Source organism: Gordonia sp. IEGM753 (genome assembly GCF_050321825.1).
Classification (GTDB): domain Bacteria; phylum Pseudomonadota; class Gammaproteobacteria; order Pseudomonadales; family Pseudomonadaceae; genus Aquipseudomonas.
On the sequence record NZ_JBNQGB010000007.1, the window covers coordinates 31,283 to 48,457 of the forward strand.

At 56.1% G+C, this 17,175-nt stretch carries 18 protein-coding genes; 11 read left to right on the forward strand and 7 right to left on the reverse strand.

The window, feature by feature from the left end; all coding sequences use genetic code 11:
- Window positions 1-22: 22 nt before the first annotated feature.
- From rpmJ to bfr, 8 genes are all read left to right on the forward strand, one after another.
- Window positions 23-139: a 50S ribosomal protein L36 gene (rpmJ, locus tag ACQR3R_RS25780; RefSeq protein WP_002555468.1), complete on the forward strand. Its 117-nt coding sequence runs from the start codon at window positions 23-25 to the stop codon at window positions 137-139.
- A gap of 129 nt (window positions 140-268) precedes the next feature.
- On the forward strand, window positions 269-625 hold the full coding sequence (rpsM, locus tag ACQR3R_RS25785) for a 30S ribosomal protein S13 (protein ID WP_003186020.1): 357 nt from the start codon (window positions 269-271) through the stop codon (window positions 623-625).
- Between the two features lie 30 nt (window positions 626-655).
- Complete coding sequence (rpsK, locus tag ACQR3R_RS25790; protein ID WP_002555466.1) at window positions 656-1,045, forward strand: 30S ribosomal protein S11; 390 nt, start codon at window positions 656-658, stop codon at window positions 1,043-1,045.
- An 18-nt stretch (window positions 1,046-1,063) separates the two neighbouring features.
- Window positions 1,064-1,684, forward strand: a complete 621-nt coding sequence (gene rpsD / locus ACQR3R_RS25795; RefSeq protein WP_003210056.1) for a 30S ribosomal protein S4 — start codon at window positions 1,064-1,066, stop codon at window positions 1,682-1,684.
- Window positions 1,685-1,706: 22 nt separating this feature from the next.
- A complete protein-coding gene (locus ACQR3R_RS25800) occupies window positions 1,707-2,708 on the forward strand; it encodes a DNA-directed RNA polymerase subunit alpha (protein ID WP_003186012.1) in 1,002 nt (333 codons plus the stop codon).
- Window positions 2,709-2,750: 42 nt separating this feature from the next.
- Window positions 2,751-3,137: a 50S ribosomal protein L17 gene (rplQ, locus tag ACQR3R_RS25805; protein ID WP_007896790.1), complete on the forward strand. Its 387-nt coding sequence runs from the start codon at window positions 2,751-2,753 to the stop codon at window positions 3,135-3,137.
- A 205-nt stretch (window positions 3,138-3,342) separates the two neighbouring features.
- Window positions 3,343-4,797 (forward strand): catalase, encoded by a 1,455-nt coding sequence (locus ACQR3R_RS25810; RefSeq protein ID WP_428276695.1) that lies wholly within the window; start codon window positions 3,343-3,345, stop codon window positions 4,795-4,797.
- A 149-nt stretch (window positions 4,798-4,946) separates the two neighbouring features.
- Window positions 4,947-5,411 (forward strand): bacterioferritin, encoded by a 465-nt coding sequence (bfr, locus tag ACQR3R_RS25815; protein ID WP_428276697.1) that lies wholly within the window; start codon window positions 4,947-4,949, stop codon window positions 5,409-5,411.
- A gap of 69 nt (window positions 5,412-5,480) precedes the next feature.
- On the opposite strand, the gene uvrA is transcribed toward bfr, so the two are convergent.
- Complete coding sequence (gene uvrA / locus ACQR3R_RS25820; RefSeq protein ID WP_428276699.1) at window positions 5,481-8,315, reverse strand: excinuclease ABC subunit UvrA; 2,835 nt, start codon at window positions 8,313-8,315, stop codon at window positions 5,481-5,483.
- 191 nt (window positions 8,316-8,506) lie between these two features.
- On the opposite strand from uvrA, the gene ACQR3R_RS25825 reads away from it, so the two are divergent.
- Together ACQR3R_RS25825 and ACQR3R_RS25830 are read left to right on the forward strand one after the other, a co-directional pair.
- Window positions 8,507-9,904, forward strand: a complete 1,398-nt coding sequence (locus ACQR3R_RS25825; RefSeq protein WP_428276701.1) for an MFS transporter — start codon at window positions 8,507-8,509, stop codon at window positions 9,902-9,904.
- A gap of 9 nt (window positions 9,905-9,913) precedes the next feature.
- Window positions 9,914-10,450 (forward strand): single-stranded DNA-binding protein, encoded by a 537-nt coding sequence (locus ACQR3R_RS25830; RefSeq protein WP_428276703.1) that lies wholly within the window; start codon window positions 9,914-9,916, stop codon window positions 10,448-10,450.
- A 73-nt stretch (window positions 10,451-10,523) separates the two neighbouring features.
- Here the strand turns inward: ACQR3R_RS25830 and ACQR3R_RS25835 are convergent, their stop codons facing one another.
- Window positions 10,524-11,624, reverse strand: a complete 1,101-nt coding sequence (locus tag ACQR3R_RS25835) for a catalase family protein (RefSeq protein ID WP_428276705.1) — start codon at window positions 11,622-11,624, stop codon at window positions 10,524-10,526.
- Between the two features lie 264 nt (window positions 11,625-11,888).
- On the opposite strand from ACQR3R_RS25835, the gene ACQR3R_RS25840 reads away from it, so the two are divergent.
- Entirely contained in the window at window positions 11,889-12,959 is a 1,071-nt protein-coding gene (locus ACQR3R_RS25840; protein WP_428276707.1) for an alpha/beta hydrolase fold domain-containing protein, read from the forward strand.
- 125 nt (window positions 12,960-13,084) lie between these two features.
- Here ACQR3R_RS25840 and ACQR3R_RS25845 read toward each other — a convergent pair whose 3' ends face one another.
- From ACQR3R_RS25845 to ACQR3R_RS25865, 5 genes are read right to left on the reverse strand one after another with little or no spacing between them, the layout of a single operon-like run.
- On the reverse strand, window positions 13,085-14,242 hold the full coding sequence (locus tag ACQR3R_RS25845; protein WP_428276709.1) for a glutathionylspermidine synthase family protein: 1,158 nt from the start codon (window positions 14,240-14,242) through the stop codon (window positions 13,085-13,087).
- 12 nt (window positions 14,243-14,254) lie between these two features.
- Complete coding sequence (locus ACQR3R_RS25850; RefSeq protein ID WP_428276711.1) at window positions 14,255-14,968, reverse strand: DUF1190 domain-containing protein; 714 nt, start codon at window positions 14,966-14,968, stop codon at window positions 14,255-14,257.
- Between the two features lie 18 nt (window positions 14,969-14,986).
- Window positions 14,987-15,415 carry a DUF350 domain-containing protein gene (locus tag ACQR3R_RS25855; protein ID WP_428276713.1) on the reverse strand — a complete coding sequence of 143 codons (429 nt, stop codon included), beginning with the start codon at window positions 15,413-15,415 and terminating at the stop codon, window positions 14,987-14,989.
- 15 nt (window positions 15,416-15,430) lie between these two features.
- Complete coding sequence (locus ACQR3R_RS25860; protein WP_428276715.1) at window positions 15,431-16,108, reverse strand: DUF2491 family protein; 678 nt, start codon at window positions 16,106-16,108, stop codon at window positions 15,431-15,433.
- On the reverse strand, window positions 16,095-17,129 hold the full coding sequence (locus ACQR3R_RS25865; protein WP_428276717.1) for an ion channel: 1,035 nt from the start codon (window positions 17,127-17,129) through the stop codon (window positions 16,095-16,097). Before ACQR3R_RS25865 ends, ACQR3R_RS25860 begins: the two co-directional genes overlap by 14 nt.
- Between the last annotated feature and the right edge of the window lie 46 nt (window positions 17,130-17,175).

The window sequence follows — 17,175 nt, forward strand, 5'->3', positions numbered from 1 at the left end:
CATAAGGTTCGAGGAGTTGGTGATGAAAGTTCGTGCATCGGTGAAAAAGCTGTGCCGTAACTGCAAGATTATTCGCCGCGAAGGTGTTGTTCGAGTAATTTGCAGCGCGGAACCGCGTCACAAACAGCGCCAAGGCTGAGTGTGATCCGCTTGAAGCCCGGCAGCTAGTGCGCTGCCGGGTTGATTATTTGTTATTACAGCGATATTATCTCGCGCCCTATTTCTTGGCTTCCGGGGCGTAGGTAGCTGTCAATTGGAGTCCCACTGAATGGCCCGTATTGCAGGCGTTAACATTCCAGATAACAAGCACACTGTTATCTCGCTGACCTACATCTATGGTGTTGGTCGCACTACTGCACAGAAAATTTGTGCAGTGACTGGGGTAAACCCAGCCGCAAAGATCAAGGATCTGAGCGACGAGCAGATTGAACAGCTGCGTGGCGAAGTGGCGAAGTTCACCACTGAAGGTGACCTGCGTCGCGAAATCAACATGAAAATCAAGCGTTTGATGGACCTCGGTTGCTATCGCGGTCTGCGTCATCGTCGTGGTCTTCCAGTACGCGGTCAGCGTACCAAGACTAACGCGCGTACCCGTAAAGGTCCGCGTAAGCCGATCCGCAAGTAATCGCCCCAGCGAATCGACAGGAAATTAATCATGGCAAAACCTGCTGCTCGTCCTCGTAAAAAAGTTAAAAAGACAGTGGTTGATGGCATCGCCCACATCCATGCATCTTTTAACAACACAATCGTGACCATCACCGACCGTCAAGGTAACGCGCTTTCTTGGGCTACCTCCGGTGGTTCGGGTTTCCGCGGTTCCCGCAAGTCCACCCCGTTTGCTGCTCAAGTAGCTGCTGAACGTGCTGGTCAAGCTGCGCTGGAATACGGCCTGAAAAACCTCGACGTTAACGTCAAGGGTCCAGGTCCAGGTCGTGAGTCTGCTGTCCGTGCTTTGAACGGCTGTGGCTATAAGATCGCCAGCATCACCGACGTGACGCCAATCCCGCACAACGGGTGCCGTCCGCCGAAGAAGCGCCGCGTGTAATCCAGGAGATTGTAAAGAATGGCTCGTTACATTGGTCCAAAATGCAAACTCGCTCGTCGCGAAGGCACCGATCTCTTCCTGAAGAGCGGCGTGCGCGCGATCGAATCGAAGTGCAACATTGAAGCAGCACCTGGTATCCACGGCCAACGCCGCGGTCGCCAGTCCGACTACGGCACCCAACTGCGTGAAAAGCAGAAAGTGCGTCGTATCTACGGCGTTCTCGAGCGTCAATTCAGCGGCTACTATAAAGAAGCTGCTGGCAAGAAAGGTGCAACTGGCGAAAACCTGTTGCAACTGCTCGAATGCCGTCTGGACAACGTTGTATACCGTATGGGTTTTGGCTCTACTCGTGCCGAATCCCGTCAGCTGGTATCGCACAAATCCGTCAGCGTTAACGGTCAGACCGTAAACGTACCGTCGTACCAGGTTCGTGCTGGTGACGTGGTCGCGATTCGCGAGAAAGCAAAGAACCAACTTCGCATTGTCCAAGCTCTCGATCTGTGTGCCCAACGTGGCCGCGTAGAATGGGTAGAAGTAGACACTGAGAAGAAGTCGGGCGTTTTCAAGAACGTTCCAGCTCGCAGTGATCTGTCCGCCGACATCAACGAAAGCCTGATTGTCGAGCTCTACTCCAAGTAAGGGCTAGAAAATAGGTGCATCCATGCAGATTTCGGTAAATGAGTTCCTGACACCCCGCCATATTGATGTGCAGGTTGTCAGTCCAACCCGCGCCAAGATCACTCTCGAGCCTCTCGAGCGTGGTTTTGGCCACACCCTGGGCAACGCGCTGCGACGCATCTTGTTGTCCTCAATGCCCGGCTGTGCAGTAGTCGAGGCCGAGATTGACGGTGTGCTCCACGAGTACAGCGCCATCGAAGGTGTACAGGAAGACGTAATTGAAATCCTGTTGAACCTTAAAGGTCTGGCTATCAAGCTGCACGGTCGTGACGAAGTTACGCTGACCTTGTCGAAGAAGGGTTCGGGGGTGGTTACCGCTGCCGATATTCAGCTGGATCATGATGTCGAGATCGTTAACCCCGATCACGTAATCGCTAACCTGGCGTCTAACGGCGCCCTGAACATGAAGCTCACTGTAGCTCGTGGTCGTGGTTATGAACCGGCCGACTCGCGTCAGAGCGATGAAGACGAAAGCCGCAGCATTGGTCGCTTGCAGCTTGACTCTTCGTTCAGCCCGGTTCGCCGTATCGCATACGTGGTGGAAAACGCCCGTGTCGAACAGCGTACTAACCTGGACAAGCTGGTTATTGATCTGGAAACCAACGGTACTCTGGATCCTGAAGAGGCTATCCGCCGCGCTGCAACCATTCTGCAACAGCAGTTGGCTGCGTTCGTCGACCTCAAGGGTGACAGTGAGCCAGTGGTTGTTGAGCAGGAAGACGAGATCGATCCGATCCTGCTTCGCCCGGTTGACGATCTGGAACTGACTGTACGTTCGGCTAACTGCCTTAAGGCGGAAAACATCTACTACATCGGCGACCTGATTCAGCGTACCGAAGTAGAGCTGTTGAAGACTCCGAACCTTGGCAAGAAATCCTTGACTGAAATCAAGGACGTTCTGGCCTCCCGCGGTCTGTCCCTCGGCATGCGCCTCGACAACTGGCCGCCTGCAAGTCTTAAGAAGGACGACAAGGCGACTGCCTGATCGTCGTAATCACCGAACGTTGTGTTTGGTAAGGAATGAACCATGCGTCATCGTAAAAGTGGTCGTCACCTGAGCCGCACTAGCTCGCACCGCAAGGCCATGTTTCAAAACATGGCAGTGTCGCTGTTCGAGCACGAGCTGATCAAAACTACACTGCCGAAAGCTAAAGAACTGCGTCGCGTTGCTGAGCCGCTGATCACTTTGGCCAAGACAGACAGCCTGGCTAACCGCCGTTTGGCTTTCGACCGTACTCGTTCGAAAGCTATCGTTGGTAAGCTCTTCAACGACCTGGGCAAGCGTTACGCTACCCGTGAGGGTGGCTACCTGCGCATCCTCAAGTGCGGCTTCCGCACTGGCGACAACGCGCCTATGGCGTACGTCGAGTTGGTTGATCGTCCAGTTGGCGGTGAAGCTGTATCCGCTGAGTAAGACGTCAGTCTGAAACGAAAAACCGGGCCTTGAGCCCGGTTTTTTGTGTGCGCTCGAAAAGTTTTCTTTAGCGAACAACATTCTCTTTATTAGTTATTTTCTATCGACACTTACAAGTTAATGAATTTGAAGGTGTAACGTTTCTGATCAATACTCCTTTTCAGCCGATTAGCCGGCAGTTGAAGACTGACAAAGGATAGATCGCATGAGCCAATACAAGACGCTTACCACCGCTAGCGGCGCTCCAGTCGCCGATAACCAGAATTCTCGCTCTGCTGGCCCTCGGGGCCCACTGCTTCTTGACGACTTCCACCTGATCGAGAAGCTTGCACACTTCAATCGTGAAAACATCCCAGAGCGTCGCGTTCACGCTAAAGGCTCGGGCGCTTACGGTAAGTTCACTGTCACTCGTGATATCCGCGAGTACACCAGTGCAAAGCTTTTTGAGTCCGTCGGTAAGCAAACGCCAACTTTCTTGCGCTTTTCCACCGTGGGTGGCGAGCGCGGCTCTGCTGATACCGAACGGGATCCGCGCGGCTTTGCTCTTAAGTTTTACACCGAGGAAGGTAACTGGGACATCGTCGGTAACAACACACCGGTGTTCTTCATCCGTGACCCCCTGAAGTTTCCGGATTTTATCCACACCCAAAAACGCTTGCCGCAAAGCAATCTCAAAAGCGCGCAGATGATGTGGGATTTTTGGTCACACTCACCGGAGGCGCTGCACCAGGTCACCATACTGTTTTCGGACCGCGGGATCCCGGATGGGTACCGTCACATGCACGGGTTTGGTAGTCATACCTACAGCCTGATCAACGCTTCGGATGAGCGTCACTGGGTCAAATGGCACTACAAGACCCAGCAAGGGATCAAGAACCTCGCGCCCGCAGAGGCTGCTCGTCTCGCAGGCACCGATCCTGATTACGCTCAGCGTGATTTGTTCGGTGCGATTGAGCGCGGTGACTTCCCTAAATGGCGTGTGTGTATTCAGATCATGACCGAGGCGCAAGCCGCGGCGCACTACGAGAATCCGTTCGATGTGACCAAGACGTGGTCGCAGAAAGAGTTTCCGCTGATTGAAGTGGGTGAGCTGGAACTCAATCGCAACCCGCAGAACTACTTTGCCGAGGTTGAGCAAGCGGCGTTTGGTCCAAGCAACATGGTCCCCGGAGTTGGTTTGTCCCCGGACCGTATGCTGCAAGGTCGTGTGTTTGCTTACGCTGATGCTCATCGCTACCGTGTTGGCACCAACCATCAGCAATTGCCGGTGAACGCACCGCGCAACGTCGTAAACAGTTACCAGCGCGATGGTTCCATGGCGTTCGGCAGCAATGGCGGTGCAGCGCCTAATTACGAGCCAAACAGCTACGTAGAGTCGCCAAAGCAAGCGCCTCGCTATGCAGAACCTGCTTTAGCACTCAGTGGCGCAGCTGATCGCTACGATCATCGCGAAGACACCGACTACTACAGTCACGCCGGCGCGTTGTACCGTTTGATGAGTGCTGAGCAGAAATCCCTGCTGGTCAGCAATATCGCCGGCGCCATGGCCGGGGTTTCCAGTGACGTCGTTGATCGTCAATTGCAGCATTTTTTCAAAGCCGATCCGGCGTATGGAGAAGCAATCGCAAAGGCACTCAACGTACAGATTAACGAAGTCTAAACGAGAAGCAGAACCGCCCTCATTTGGGCGGTTTTTGCGCTATTTAAACTACTTTTCTCAGAATATCTTCGCTTTTATCGCGTAAACGGAGTGACCGGACAGTCCGGTTGGTTCAAACTACAGACTTTGAAGTAGGGAGATGTAGGGCGATGCAAGGCCACCCAGACGTAATCGATTACCTCAACACGTTGCTGACCGGCGAACTGGCTGCGCGTGATCAATATTTCGTTCATTCGCGGATGTATGAGGACTGGGGTTTCACCGAGCTCTACGAACGTATCAATCACGAGATGGAAGAAGAAGCGCAGCACGCGGACGCTCTTATGCGTCGGATCCTGATGCTTGAAGGCACGCCTCGCATGCGTCCTGATGACCTGGATGTTGGCACCACCGTGCCGGACATGCTGGCTGCCGATCTGCGCCTCGAATACAAAGTTCGCGCTGCACTCTGCAAAGGCATTGAGCTCTGCGAGCAGCACAAGGATTACGTCAGTCGCGAGATCTTGCGTATTCAGCTTAATGACACCGAAGAAGATCACACCTATTGGCTCGAGAAGCAGTTAGGTCTGATCAAACTTGTCGGTTTGGAAAATTACCTGCAGTCGCAGTTTTAATTTTTCCAAAGGCTATAAAAAAAGCCCCTGTCACTGTGTACGTGACAGGGGCTTTTTCGTGGCCTTGAATCAGGCTTTGTCGCGAGCCAGCAGCGGCTTGAGATAGAAGCCTGTGTGCGATTGCTTCATCTCGGCCACGTCCTCAGGAGTGCCGACGGCAATGATCTGTCCGCCTTTGGAGCCGCCTTCAGGTCCAAGGTCTACCAGCCAGTCCGCTGTTTTGATGACGTCGAGGTTATGCTCGATAACTACGACAGTATTGCCGTGGTCGCGCAGGCGATGCAGAACATCGAGCAATTGCTGAATATCAGCGAAGTGCAAACCGGTGGTCGGCTCATCGAGGATATACAGCGTCTTGCCGGTATCGCGTTTGGACAGCTCGCGGGAAAGTTTGACTCGCTGCGCTTCACCGCCGGACAGCGTGGTAGCTGACTGCCCAAGCTTGATGTAGGACAAGCCAACGTCCATCAGCGTCTGCAGTTTGCGCGCCAAAGCCGGAACTGCATCGAAGAACACCCGAGCTTCCTCGATAGTCATTTCGAGGGTCTCGTGGATGCTCTTGCCCTTGTACTTGATCTCCAGAGTTTCGCGGTTGTAGCGCTTGCTCTTGCAGACGTCGCACGGAACGTAGATGTCCGGCAGGAAGTGCATTTCTACTTTGATCAAGCCGTCGCCTTGGCACGCTTCGCAACGTCCACCCTTCACGTTGAAGGAGAAGCGCCCGGGTCCATAACCACGGGACCGAGACTCGGGTACGCCGGCGAATAGCTCGCGAATCGGCGTGAACAGTCCGGTATAAGTTGCCGGGTTCGAGCGCGGTGTACGACCGATCGGGCTTTGGTCGATATCAACCACTTTATCCAGGTGTTCAAGGCCCTTGATGCTGTCGTGAGCGGCAGCCTCCAGAGTTGTTGCGCCGTTGAGTGCGGTAGCGCTTAACGGGAACAGTGTGTTGTTGATCAGGGTCGATTTGCCGGAGCCTGAAACACCGGTCACGCAAGTCAACAGGCCGATAGGAATGTCCAGGTCGACATTGCGCAAGTTGTTGCCGCGAGCGCCCTTGAGCGACAACGACAACTTCTTGTTACGAGGGGTGCGCTTGGCCGGAACCGCGATTTTTACGCGGCCCGACAAGTATTTACCTGTCAGGGAGTCAGGGTGAGCCATCACTTCCGCTGGTGTACCTTCGGCGACAATATGGCCGCCGTGAACGCCAGCGCCAGGGCCAATATCGACCACGTAATCTGCGAGTCGAATGGCATCTTCGTCGTGCTCGACCACGATGACCGTGTTACCGATATCGCGCAGATGCTTGAGGGTGCCAAGCAGTCGGTCGTTATCACGCTGGTGCAGACCAATCGACGGTTCGTCGAGGATGTAAAGAACGCCCACCAGACCGGCGCCGATCTGGCTGGCCAGGCGAATACGCTGGGCCTCACCGCCGGATAAGGTGTCGGCACTGCGGTCCAGCGACAGATAATCCAGGCCTACGTTGACCAGGAACTGCAGTCGCTCGCGGATTTCCTTGAGAATCTTGTCGGCAATTTCACCGCGACGTCCCGTCAGCTTCAGGCCGCCGAAATATTCACAGGCATCGCCGATCGGCAGATTGGTGACGGCCGGTAGGGTCTTCTCGCCAACCCAAACGTGCCGCGCTTCACGACGCAGGCGCGTGCCGCGGCAGTCCGGGCAAGGCTGAGTGCTAAGGAACTTGGCCAGTTCTTCACGTACAGAGGCCGACTCGGTCTCGCGATAGCGACGCTCCAGGTTCGGTACGATGCCTTCGAATGGGTGCGAGCGTTTGACGATATCGCCACGATCATTCAGGTATTTGAAGTCGACGTTCTGCGAGCCGCTGCCGTGCAGGATTTGCTTCTGCTGATCGGCGGGCAGGTCATTAAATGGCACTTCAAGGCTGAATTTGTAGTGCGAAGCCAGCGACCCGAGCATCTGGAAGTAATAAACATTGCGCCGGTCCCAGCCACGAATCGCGCCTTCGGCCAATGTCAGTTCGCCGTTGACCAGTCGCTTGATGTCGAAGAATTGCTTTACGCCAAGCCCGTCGCACGTTGGGCACGCGCCAGCGGGGTTGTTGAAGGAAAACAATTTGGGTTCCAGTTCACTGATCGCATGACCGCAAATCGGGCAAGCGAAGCGCGCGGAGAAGATCATCTCTTCGCCCGGTTCGTCATCCATCGGTGCAACGAGGGCGATGCCGTCTGCCAGTTTCAGCGCGGTTTCGAAGGATTCAGCCAGACGCTGTTGCAGATCGGCGCGAACCTTGAAGCGGTCGACCACCACATCAATCGAATGCTTCTTCTGCTTGTCGAGCTTCGGCAGTTCGTCCAGCTCACATAACCTGCCGTTGACGCGAGCACGCACAAAGCCTTGCGCACGCAGCTCTTCGAAAACCGAGAGATGCTCACCCTTGCGTTCACGGATCACCGGGGCCAGCAGCATAAGTTTGCTGCCTTCGGGCTGTGCCAGAACAAGGTCAACCATCTGGCTGACGGTTTGCGCTTCCAGCGGAATGTCGTGATCGGGGCAACGTGGAATACCCACGCGAGCGTAAAGCAGGCGCAGGTAATCGTAGATTTCAGTGATGGTGCCGACCGTTGAGCGCGGGTTGTGCGAGGTCGACTTTTGCTCGATGGAAATGGCTGGCGACAAACCTTCGATGGTGTCGACGTCAGGTTTTTCCATCATCGACAGGAACTGCCGGGCGTATGCGGACAGCGATTCTACATAGCGGCGCTGACCTTCGGCGTATAGCGTGTCGAAGGCCAGGGACGATTTGCCGGATCCGGACAGGCCGGTGATGACGATCAGTTTGTCCCGTGGCAGGGTCAGGTCGATGTTCTTCAGGTTGTGGGTTCGGGCCCCACGAATCAGGATCTTGTCCAAAGTGGCCTCGCTTGGCGGGCGTCGAAAACGTAGGAGTATACGGCCAAATACTGGATGGATGCACACTATCAAATGACGGCGACGTAGCCTTACATGAAGACTGCGTCATCTATGCGCGGCAAAGCGTCGCGATATACCCCGTCAATCGATGGGACTGGTAGAATCGCCGCCGGTTCACATGAGGTTTTTCCATGCACGATCCCCACAGCGAACGCATGAGTGGCAGTGAGACCCGCGCAGCAAGCGGTCTGGCTCTGGTGTTCGCATTCCGTATGCTAGGCATGTTCATGGTGTTGCCGGTATTGGCGACCTATGGGATGGATCTGGCAGGCGCGACCCCGGCCCTGATCGGGCTGGCGATTGGCGCTTATGGCCTGACCCAGGCGATCTTCCAGATTCCATTTGGCTTTGTTTCCGACCGCATCGGCCGCCGTCCGGTCATTTACCTGGGCTTGATCGTTTTTGCGCTCGGCAGTGTGCTGGCGGCTAATGCCGATTCGATCTGGGGCGTGATTGCCGGACGAGTCCTGCAAGGTGCCGGCGCAATTTCCGCTGCCGTGATGGCGTTGCTCTCAGACCTGACTCGTGAGCAGCATCGCACGAAAGCCATGGCCATGATCGGCATGACGATAGGCCTGTCGTTCGCCGTTGCAATGGTCGTTGGCCCGCTGCTGACACGGGCTTTCGGATTGTCCGGTTTGTTCCTCGCCACGGGTGGCATGGCGCTGTTGGGCATTGTTATCGTGATGTTCATGGTGCCGCGCTCCACGGGGCCGTTGCAGCATCGCGAATCCGGCGTGGCACGTCAGGCGCTGATACCTACCCTGAAACACCCGGATCTGTTGCGTCTGGACCTGGGCATTTTTGTGTTGCACGCGATGTTGATGTCGAGCTTCGTTGCGTTGCCGTTGGCGCTGGTCGAAAAAGCCGGCCTGCCCAAGGAGCAGCATTGGTGGGTGTACCTGACCGCGCTGCTGATTTCTTTCTTCGCCATGATCCCGTTCATCATTTACGGCGAGAAGAAACGCAAAATGAAACGAGTTTTATTGGGCGCAGTGCTGACGCTGATGCTCACTGAGCTATTCTTCTGGCAGTTCGGCGACAGCTTGCGGGCCCTGGTCATTGGTACGGTGGTGTTCTTCACTGCGTTCAATCTGCTGGAAGCGTCGCTGCCATCGCTGATCAGCAAGGTTTCACCGGCCGGCGGCAAAGGCACGGCAATGGGGGTTTATTCCACAAGCCAGTTTCTCGGTTCCGCTTTGGGCGGAATCATGGGCGGTTGGATGTACCAGCACGGCGGTTTGTCGGTTGTCTTCCTCGGATGCGCCGGGCTGGCTGCCCTCTGGTTAGCCTTTGCTGTTACCATGCGTGAACCTCCCTACGTGACGAGCTTGCGTTTGCCGTTGTCGCCCGAGGCGATCCGCGAAGCGGGTCTGGTCGAGCGCCTGAAGGCCGTCGTAGGGGTAACAGATGCAGTAGTGGTCGCTGATGAAGCGGCCATTTACATCAAATTGGACACTGAACTATTAGATCGCACCACCCTCGAGCGCCTGGTGAACAACCCGGCCCCGACAGCGTGCGAAGCCTAGGAGAACGTTATGGCCCGTGGGGTTAACAAAGTCATATTGGTCGGCACTTGCGGCCAGGATCCCGAAGTTCGCTACTTGCCTAACGGTAACGCCGTGACCAACCTGAGTCTGGCAACCAGCGAACAGTGGACTGACAAGCAAACCGGTCAGAAAGTCGAAAAGACTGAATGGCACCGTGTTTCGATGTTCGGCAAAGTTGCGGAAATCGCGGGTGAATACCTGCGTAAAGGTTCGCAGGTCTACATCGAAGGCAAACTGCAGACCCGTGAATGGGAAAAAGACGGCATCAAGCGTTACACCACTGAAATCGTGGTAGACATGCAAGGCACCATGCAACTGCTGGGTGGCCGCCCACAACAAGGTGAGCAGCAAGGCGGGGGCAATAACTACCAGCAGTCCGCTCCAGCCCCACGCCAACAAGCTCCGCGTCCGCAGCAGTCGGCTCCGCAACAATCGGCACCGCAACAGTCGCGTCCGGCACCACAGCAGGCAGCTCCTCAGCCAGCTCCGGACTTCGACAGCTTTGATGACGACATCCCGTTCTGATACTGCCTGCAGTAATCGAACGAAAAAAAGCCTCCTGCAGCGCAAGCTCAGGAGGCTTTTTCATGTGCGCCGATCAATCGTCGTTGAGCGCGCGCGGCTCGTGCATGGGGCAGCCATTGTGTTGGCCGCGAAAGCCGGCCGATAGCTCATAAGAAGGTTTGCGTACTCGCATGACGCCTCCCAGCGGTCGATGTGATGCCAAACCGTGCCACGGGCTGAATGCCATGCCGTCGTCAATTTCACTGACACGTTCGGTAGACCAGGATGATTGCGAACCTACTTCAATCCGGGCCACCGCGATGAAAGGGCTGACGTCCTCAGGCCAAACCACCGAGGCGTCTTCAATTGGCATTTTTTCAAGGTCAGTGGCCAATTGAATACGGACTTCCCACACGGCGGACTGTATCGAAAAATATGCTCCGATGGCCTCGCGCAACCCGTCCGGACGGTCGTTGAGGTCGACAGCGCTGTTGGTTAAATCCGTCAATTGGGGCGTCACCGGCACGATGCTCAGCTTGGCGTAGTAAGGGCCGTACAGGAATGGAACAACGCTGTAGTAAGTTTCGCCCAGAGGATGTGTAAGCGGGTGACCACCCAGGCTTTTCAGCGTTGCGCTGGCGCCGCCCGCGGCTTCGACAATGGTTTCCAGTCCGCGAAAAACAGCTGACATGGCCTTCTTCGTGCCGGGCATTTTGTCAGTGGTTTTGGCCAACAGCTTTAACGTTTTCAAAAAAGCCTTGGGGGCCGGCGCGGTAAACGCCTTGGCGTTTTGCAGGACGAAATCCTGGGTAATTTCGTTTTCACTGCCGGGCAATCGCTCGCCTTCAACACCAATAATCTTGATCGCCATGCCGCGGGGCGTTGAGATTTTGTCGTCCAGGATATCGCCTGGGTTGGTGGAAAAACGTATCGCTACGGGCAGGCGACCGGGTTGAGCGAAGACTCCTTGAGCCAGTTCAAGCGGCAAGCCATCGAGAACTTGAATCTCGCCATGCAACAGTCCGTGGGCCTTGGCATGCACACTGCGTACGGCGTGTCCGTAATCTTTGTAGGTTGTTTCCAGAATAGAACGCATCGCCTCCACAAGCTCCAGACTGGTTTGCCCTTCATCGGGCGGGATTACTTCAAACGAGGGCTCAAATATCAAGGGGCGGACAGTCAGGGTAGTGGTCATTTCAGCGACTCCGATCAGGTCATGAGGCTAACGAACTCTTTATGGGTGACTGGTGCGGATAGCGAGCGGTTCAAGTGCGTTGACGAGATGCCGGGTCGATACCCGACTGGAACCGTTTGTCGGCTGTTTCTGAGAGTTTTTTGAACGCTGGCACGGCGCTGTGGGACAGACCTTGAAGGGCGGCTCGTTATCCATGTCGAGCGCTCTCTACTGGATTGCCCGGAGAAATCTATGCTGACAAACTTGAAGCGCCGAAATACTCCCATGTTTGTTTTGTGTGCCTTAAGCGTTGCGTTTGCGCTAGGAGGCTGCGCGCGGGACCCGGAAAAACAATCGCTCACCGACCTTACCGTCAGCAGCGCCAAAAGCCTGGTGCGCACCGATTCGGATATGCAAACAGTGTTGAATAAATTCTCCAGCTTCGATGGCAAGGCCGTTGAGAAAATCACCCCGGTCGAGGCTCGAAAGCAGCCGACTATTGCCGATGCGGTGAAAGGTGTTTTGGCCGACAAGGGACAGGACAGCAACCCCGCAGTGCTGGTCCCGGGTGTAACCACTACAGAACGAACAGTGCCGGGGGCGGCGGGCGCCATGCCGACGACGGTATACACGCCTGACGGTCCTGGACCGTTTCCGGTGATCTTGTATTTCCACGGTGGCGGTTGGGTGTTTGCCGATCGAAAAGTCTACGACGGTGGCGCTCGTGGCATCGCAAAAGAAGCCAATGCGATTGTGGTGTCGGTTGATTATCGTCTGGCGCCGGAGAATAAATTCCCGGCGGCGCATGACGATGCGCTTGCTGCTTACCGCTGGGTTGCGGCGAATGCCAAGAGCCTCAATGGCGATCCGCAACGGTTGGCGATCGCCGGTGAAAGCGCTGGCGGCAATCTCGCTGTAGCGACTGCGATTGCGGCCAAAAAATCCGGGCTTACCCAGCCTAAACACGTGCTGGCGATTTATCCGGTGGCTCAAACCAATATGCAAACCGAGTCCTATCAGAAGTACGCCGACGCGGTGCCGCTGAACCGTCCAATGATGTTGTGGTTCATCAGCCAGGTCACCAAAAGTCCTGCTGATTTGAAAGACCCGCGCATCGATCTGGTTCACGCCAATCTGCAGGGCTTGCCGCCGGTTACCATAATCAATGCTGAAGTTGATCCACTTCGTGATGACGGCGCATTGCTGGAAACGGCATTGCGTTCGGCGGGCACGCCGGTCGAGCGCCAGGTTTACCCTAACGTCACGCACGAGTTCTTCGGTACTGCCGCGGTCGTGACCAAGGCAAAAGCGGCGCAGGCTTATGCGGGTGAACGCTTGAAAGCCGATTTGCAGTAAACATCACAGGCAAAAAACAACCCGTGCCCTGGTCGAAGCCAACTGGAGTACGGGTTTTTTGTTTTCTTTGCGATTAAAAGGTCCGTGGTGGCAGCATCGAGCCTTGGTTCAGAGCGAAAGGTCTGTCAATCGAGAATGAGGTGCGGCAGGAAACGGCTCGAATCCTTGGTGATCAGGCTGTTGTCTTCCCGCACGCCGATGCCCGCCGCCTGATCGCCGACCACCCAAGAGCCGACCAGCGTATAGCTCTCGCCAAATTTGGGCAGTGGCGCGAATTCCTGAAGGATAAACGGCGCGTCTGTGTAGGGACCATCCTCTTTAACGATCAGGCCATCTGCAGTTTGCAGTTCGATGTTGGCACCTTCGCGGGAGAAATAGGGCTTGCGCACCCAGCCCTTGGGAACGGCTTTGTCCGGTGCGGTATCCAAGTGCGCCGCGAGCAGGTTTGGGTGGCCTTTGTTGAACTCCCACAGCAGCGGCAGAATGCCCTTGTTGGAGATGACCGATTTCCAGGCCGGCTCGAAAAACTGTGTATCGCTCAGGGCAATCGCCGCGCCGAAGGGCTCGTGGAAGATGAATTCCCAGGCGTGCAGCTTGAATAGGTGAGGAATCCAGCGATCTTCGAGATCGACGAAGCGTCCATCGCTGGTAAGGCCGATGTCCTCGATGTCGATGTGCCGTGATTCGATGCCGACCTTTTCCGCGACCAGGCGCAAGTAGTCGGTGGTGCCTTTGTCCTCGACCGAGTCCTTCATCGACGCGAAATAGAAGGGCTGTTTGAGCTGCAGTTGAGCAAAGGCCTGATGCAGTTTGGTGTCGATGCTGTTGAACTGGTCGGCATGCCGGGGCAGCAATCCGCGCTCGATGCATTGCTCCAGCCAGCCCCACTGAAATGCGGCGGCCTCATACAGGCTGGTTGGCGTGTCGTAGTTAAGCTCCAGCAGTTTGGCCGGCCCGCTGCCGTTGTAGGAGAAATCCATGCGCCCATACAGATGCGGATGGCCGTCGAGCCATGAGGTCCGAATCATGTCGAAGAACGACGCGGGAATGCTCAGGCGCTCCAGCAACTCCTCGCTCTGAATCACACGGGCCACCAGGTCCATGCACATCTCATGAATCTCGGTGGTTGGGTCCTCGAGATCGTTCTCGATCTGCTTGAGCGTGAACTGGTAATACGCGCTTTCGTCCCAATAGGGCTCGTTGTCGATGGTGTGGAACAGAAATCCGAGACTGTCGGCGGTCTGTTTCCAGTCATGGCGCTCGGCGCAGAGAATTTTCTTCATGGCCCTGTTTCCTTAACTACTCGACCCGCCGCCACCCCAACCGCTGCGAGCGCTGGCCTTGCTGCCGAAGCCACCACGGGAGGTGGACGAGGCAACGGAAACAGGCTTGCTGGCGGAACGGATGGAGTCGGAGTAGTTGCTGCTGCCATATCTCGCCTGATTAGACTTGGTAAAAGTCGAACCCTTCGAAATCCGCTGGTTAAGCGTAGAGGAGGCGTAATTACCGCGATCGTCGCGATAGCGATACACCGGCTGGGAGTAATAGCTGTTGCGGTTATTGCTCAGCATATTGCCAATCAGCAGGCCGGTCAGCAGCCCGGTGCCGGAGAACCCTGAACCGCCGCTGTTCGCTTCCGAGGCTGGCAATTGAGCCTTCGCGGCGTCTACTTGAGCTTGGGTAACCTGGCCATCGGCAGTCAGTTCGAACCCCCCCAGCTTCGGGATGAATTTGCCGGCGGAGTCCTGCTGGCACCAGTCGGCGACAAAGTCGGCATCACAATCTGCCTGGTTATCGTACACCGGCGCAATGCGGCGATGCTCGGCCATGGCGGTCATATAGGCGTCAGAGCAGACGTCCACCGGTAGTTTTTCATCGGCGCACTGCTGGACGGACTGGAAGTTGTACTTCTTCTGTACCGAGTAGGTTTTTTCCGTCGGTCCGCAGCCTGATATCGCCATGGCGACCGATGCTGCCAGCGACAACTGAACGTACTTGCTTCGTTTCATCGGGAGCTCCGTGCGCCATCAGTTCTGGGAGGGAGTCATGCACGCGGCGTTCAACATGCCGACGCTGATGGCCACGGCTGCCACGTAGATGCCTGCGGCGATTTCACCTTTGCGGATGCGTTCAGAGAGGCCTTTGAGTACCAGGCTGGTGACCAGAAACGCCAGCAGTTGGACGAACGCTGCGATGACGGCCCAGACGACGAAATCGAGAATGCTGATCGAGTAAGCGATCACATTGCTGGCCGGAATGGCGAAACCGATGATGGCGCCGCCCAGCGCGATCGCCGCCGCAACGTTACCCGAACGGATCAGTTCGAACTCCTTGTGCGGAGTGATCCGGGTGTAGATGAACTGGAAGAGCGCGAACAACACGGCGGCGCCGAGGATGTACGAGACAAACCCGAGCACGGCTGCTTTGTTCAGGGAGATGGAGAGCGCTTCTAGCATGGACTGATTCCTTTTTTAGAAAATGTTCAAATCGGTGGTGTACAGCGAAACGCCCAGTGAGGTGCTCAAGCTGATGGTGCCTTCGGCGTCTTCCTCAACCGAAAACAACAGGAATTCCTGGCGATTGGTCAGGCCGGTTGCGCGCGAGTACAACATCGAACGGTGCTCGATGCTGTAGGACTCATCCGGGTTTTCCAGTTGTTCGTTCAGCACCACCAACTCTGTCTGGCCATTCTCGGTGCCCCATTCGCGCGTGTATTCGATGCCGTTGTGGGTATAGGTCGGCAGCCCGATGAGGCTTTGCGGACCTGCCAGCCGACGCAATTCCGCTTCGCTGCTGATAGTGATGTAACTGAGGTAATTGAACAGGATCACCGATTCGACCTGGCCAGCGATGTCGCCGGTGGTGTGCACTTGGAGCCAGTAATCTTCGTCGTTCATGTAATAGCGAGACAGCCAAGTCGACTGTCCGAGGTCAATGGTGCCGTTGCTCCAGATCTGCTGGGAGTCGGGAATCGTTACGCTGGTTTTTTCATCGAGCAACAATTTCAGCGAGGCGTCGAACATCACGCCCTTGCCCAAGGACAGACCCAATGGGCCGGTGGCTGACGGCCGGGTTTTGTTGGCTGTCCATTTTGATTCTGTCTTGACGCTCGGGGCCTCAAGCCCCAGCAACTCTTTAAACCATCCCATTGGCGATTTCCTTGAGGCGATTGGAGGCGATGTAGAAAAGTTCGCCGCCCTCAATGCGCGTGATGCCGGGCGGGTTGATCGAGGGATGTTGGGCGCCTTTGGCGCGATAGCCGATCAGAGTGGCGTTGTGGCGTTCTTTCATCTGTGTGTACAGATCACCAAACGTTGCCTCAAAGTCCTGCGGAAGTTTCATCAGGTATTGAGTTGCGCCCTGGCCAACGCACAGCAGTTCATTGATGACCACGGACGACCCCGGGTCTTGGGATGCACGCACCAGCATCTCGATGGCCATGCTTGAGGTGCATTCCAGGCTCGGCGCGTAGGCGCCGGCGAGCGCGGCGATTTCACTGTCATTGAAGTGCGCGACCACATGCCCGATCGGGTTCAACTGATTGACCGCCAGCACAGTGGCCAGGGTCAGGTCGTCTGAATGGGTTCGCACCAGAACGCGCTCGGCGCCCGGTACGCCAGCGCGCATCAACAACGCCGCCGAGGACAGGCTTTCGCCCTTGATAAACGTAGCCTTGCCCGGCATAGGGTTTTCTTCGAGTGTGCAATCGCAAATAACGATCAGGTTGTCGCTGGAGGTTTCGTCCTGAAGCAACAATTCAATCACCCGCTCGCTGGACGCGCCTTCCCAGCCGATAAGGACTGTATGACCGACCTTGCCAGTGAAATCACCTTTGCCTTTCATGCCTTTTCTCCAAGCGTCGATGACACTGCTGGTAGTTTTTCCTATGGCTGCCGTCAGCAGCGCAATGCCCCCGAGCATGACCCAGGTGGCCACGAAAATGCGGCCGGCAGAACTTTGTGGCGCGAGATCGCCATAGCCCACCGTGAGCGTGGTCGTGAGGTAGAAGTAGATAAACGTGGCGAGGGAGGTGAGGTGTTGTTCGCCCATCAGCACCAGGCCCAGATAGGCCGTGGCCAGGTGAGCGCCCAAGGCAATGACCAAGCCTGCCCAGCCAAACCTGTGGAAGAGGGACGAGGCATACATGCGCAGCAAAAGGAAAATCGACATTTCGTCCCTGATTGTGTGGGTACTCGTTCCCGGCGACGAAATCGCC

Coding starts and splice junctions, on each gene's coding strand:
- ACQR3R_RS25835 (WP_428276705.1), bottom strand. CDS start 11,624: ATGACCACTACCCTGACTGTCCGCCCCTTGATATTTGAGCCCTCGTTT.
- ACQR3R_RS25860 (WP_428276715.1), bottom strand. CDS start 16,108: ATGGGATGGTTTAAAGAGTTGCTGGGGCTTGAGGCCCCGAGCGTCAAG.
- ACQR3R_RS25865 (WP_428276717.1), bottom strand. CDS start 17,129: ATGTCGATTTTCCTTTTGCTGCGCATGTATGCCTCGTCCCTCTTCCAC.
- ACQR3R_RS25855 (WP_428276713.1), bottom strand. CDS start 15,415: ATGCTAGAAGCGCTCTCCATCTCCCTGAACAAAGCAGCCGTGCTCGGG.
- ACQR3R_RS25800 (WP_003186012.1), top strand. CDS start 1,707: ATGCAGATTTCGGTAAATGAGTTCCTGACACCCCGCCATATTGATGTG.
- ACQR3R_RS25830 (WP_428276703.1), top strand. CDS start 9,914: ATGGCCCGTGGGGTTAACAAAGTCATATTGGTCGGCACTTGCGGCCAG.
- rpsM (WP_003186020.1), top strand. CDS start 269: ATGGCCCGTATTGCAGGCGTTAACATTCCAGATAACAAGCACACTGTT.
- ACQR3R_RS25850 (WP_428276711.1), bottom strand. CDS start 14,968: ATGAAACGAAGCAAGTACGTTCAGTTGTCGCTGGCAGCATCGGTCGCC.
- ACQR3R_RS25840 (WP_428276707.1), top strand. CDS start 11,889: ATGTTTGTTTTGTGTGCCTTAAGCGTTGCGTTTGCGCTAGGAGGCTGC.
- ACQR3R_RS25845 (WP_428276709.1), bottom strand. CDS start 14,242: ATGAAGAAAATTCTCTGCGCCGAGCGCCATGACTGGAAACAGACCGCC.
- rpsK (WP_002555466.1), top strand. CDS start 656: ATGGCAAAACCTGCTGCTCGTCCTCGTAAAAAAGTTAAAAAGACAGTG.
- ACQR3R_RS25825 (WP_428276701.1), top strand. CDS start 8,507: ATGCACGATCCCCACAGCGAACGCATGAGTGGCAGTGAGACCCGCGCA.
- rplQ (WP_007896790.1), top strand. CDS start 2,751: ATGCGTCATCGTAAAAGTGGTCGTCACCTGAGCCGCACTAGCTCGCAC.
- ACQR3R_RS25810 (WP_428276695.1), top strand. CDS start 3,343: ATGAGCCAATACAAGACGCTTACCACCGCTAGCGGCGCTCCAGTCGCC.
- bfr (WP_428276697.1), top strand. CDS start 4,947: ATGCAAGGCCACCCAGACGTAATCGATTACCTCAACACGTTGCTGACC.
- rpsD (WP_003210056.1), top strand. CDS start 1,064: ATGGCTCGTTACATTGGTCCAAAATGCAAACTCGCTCGTCGCGAAGGC.
- rpmJ (WP_002555468.1), top strand. CDS start 23: ATGAAAGTTCGTGCATCGGTGAAAAAGCTGTGCCGTAACTGCAAGATT.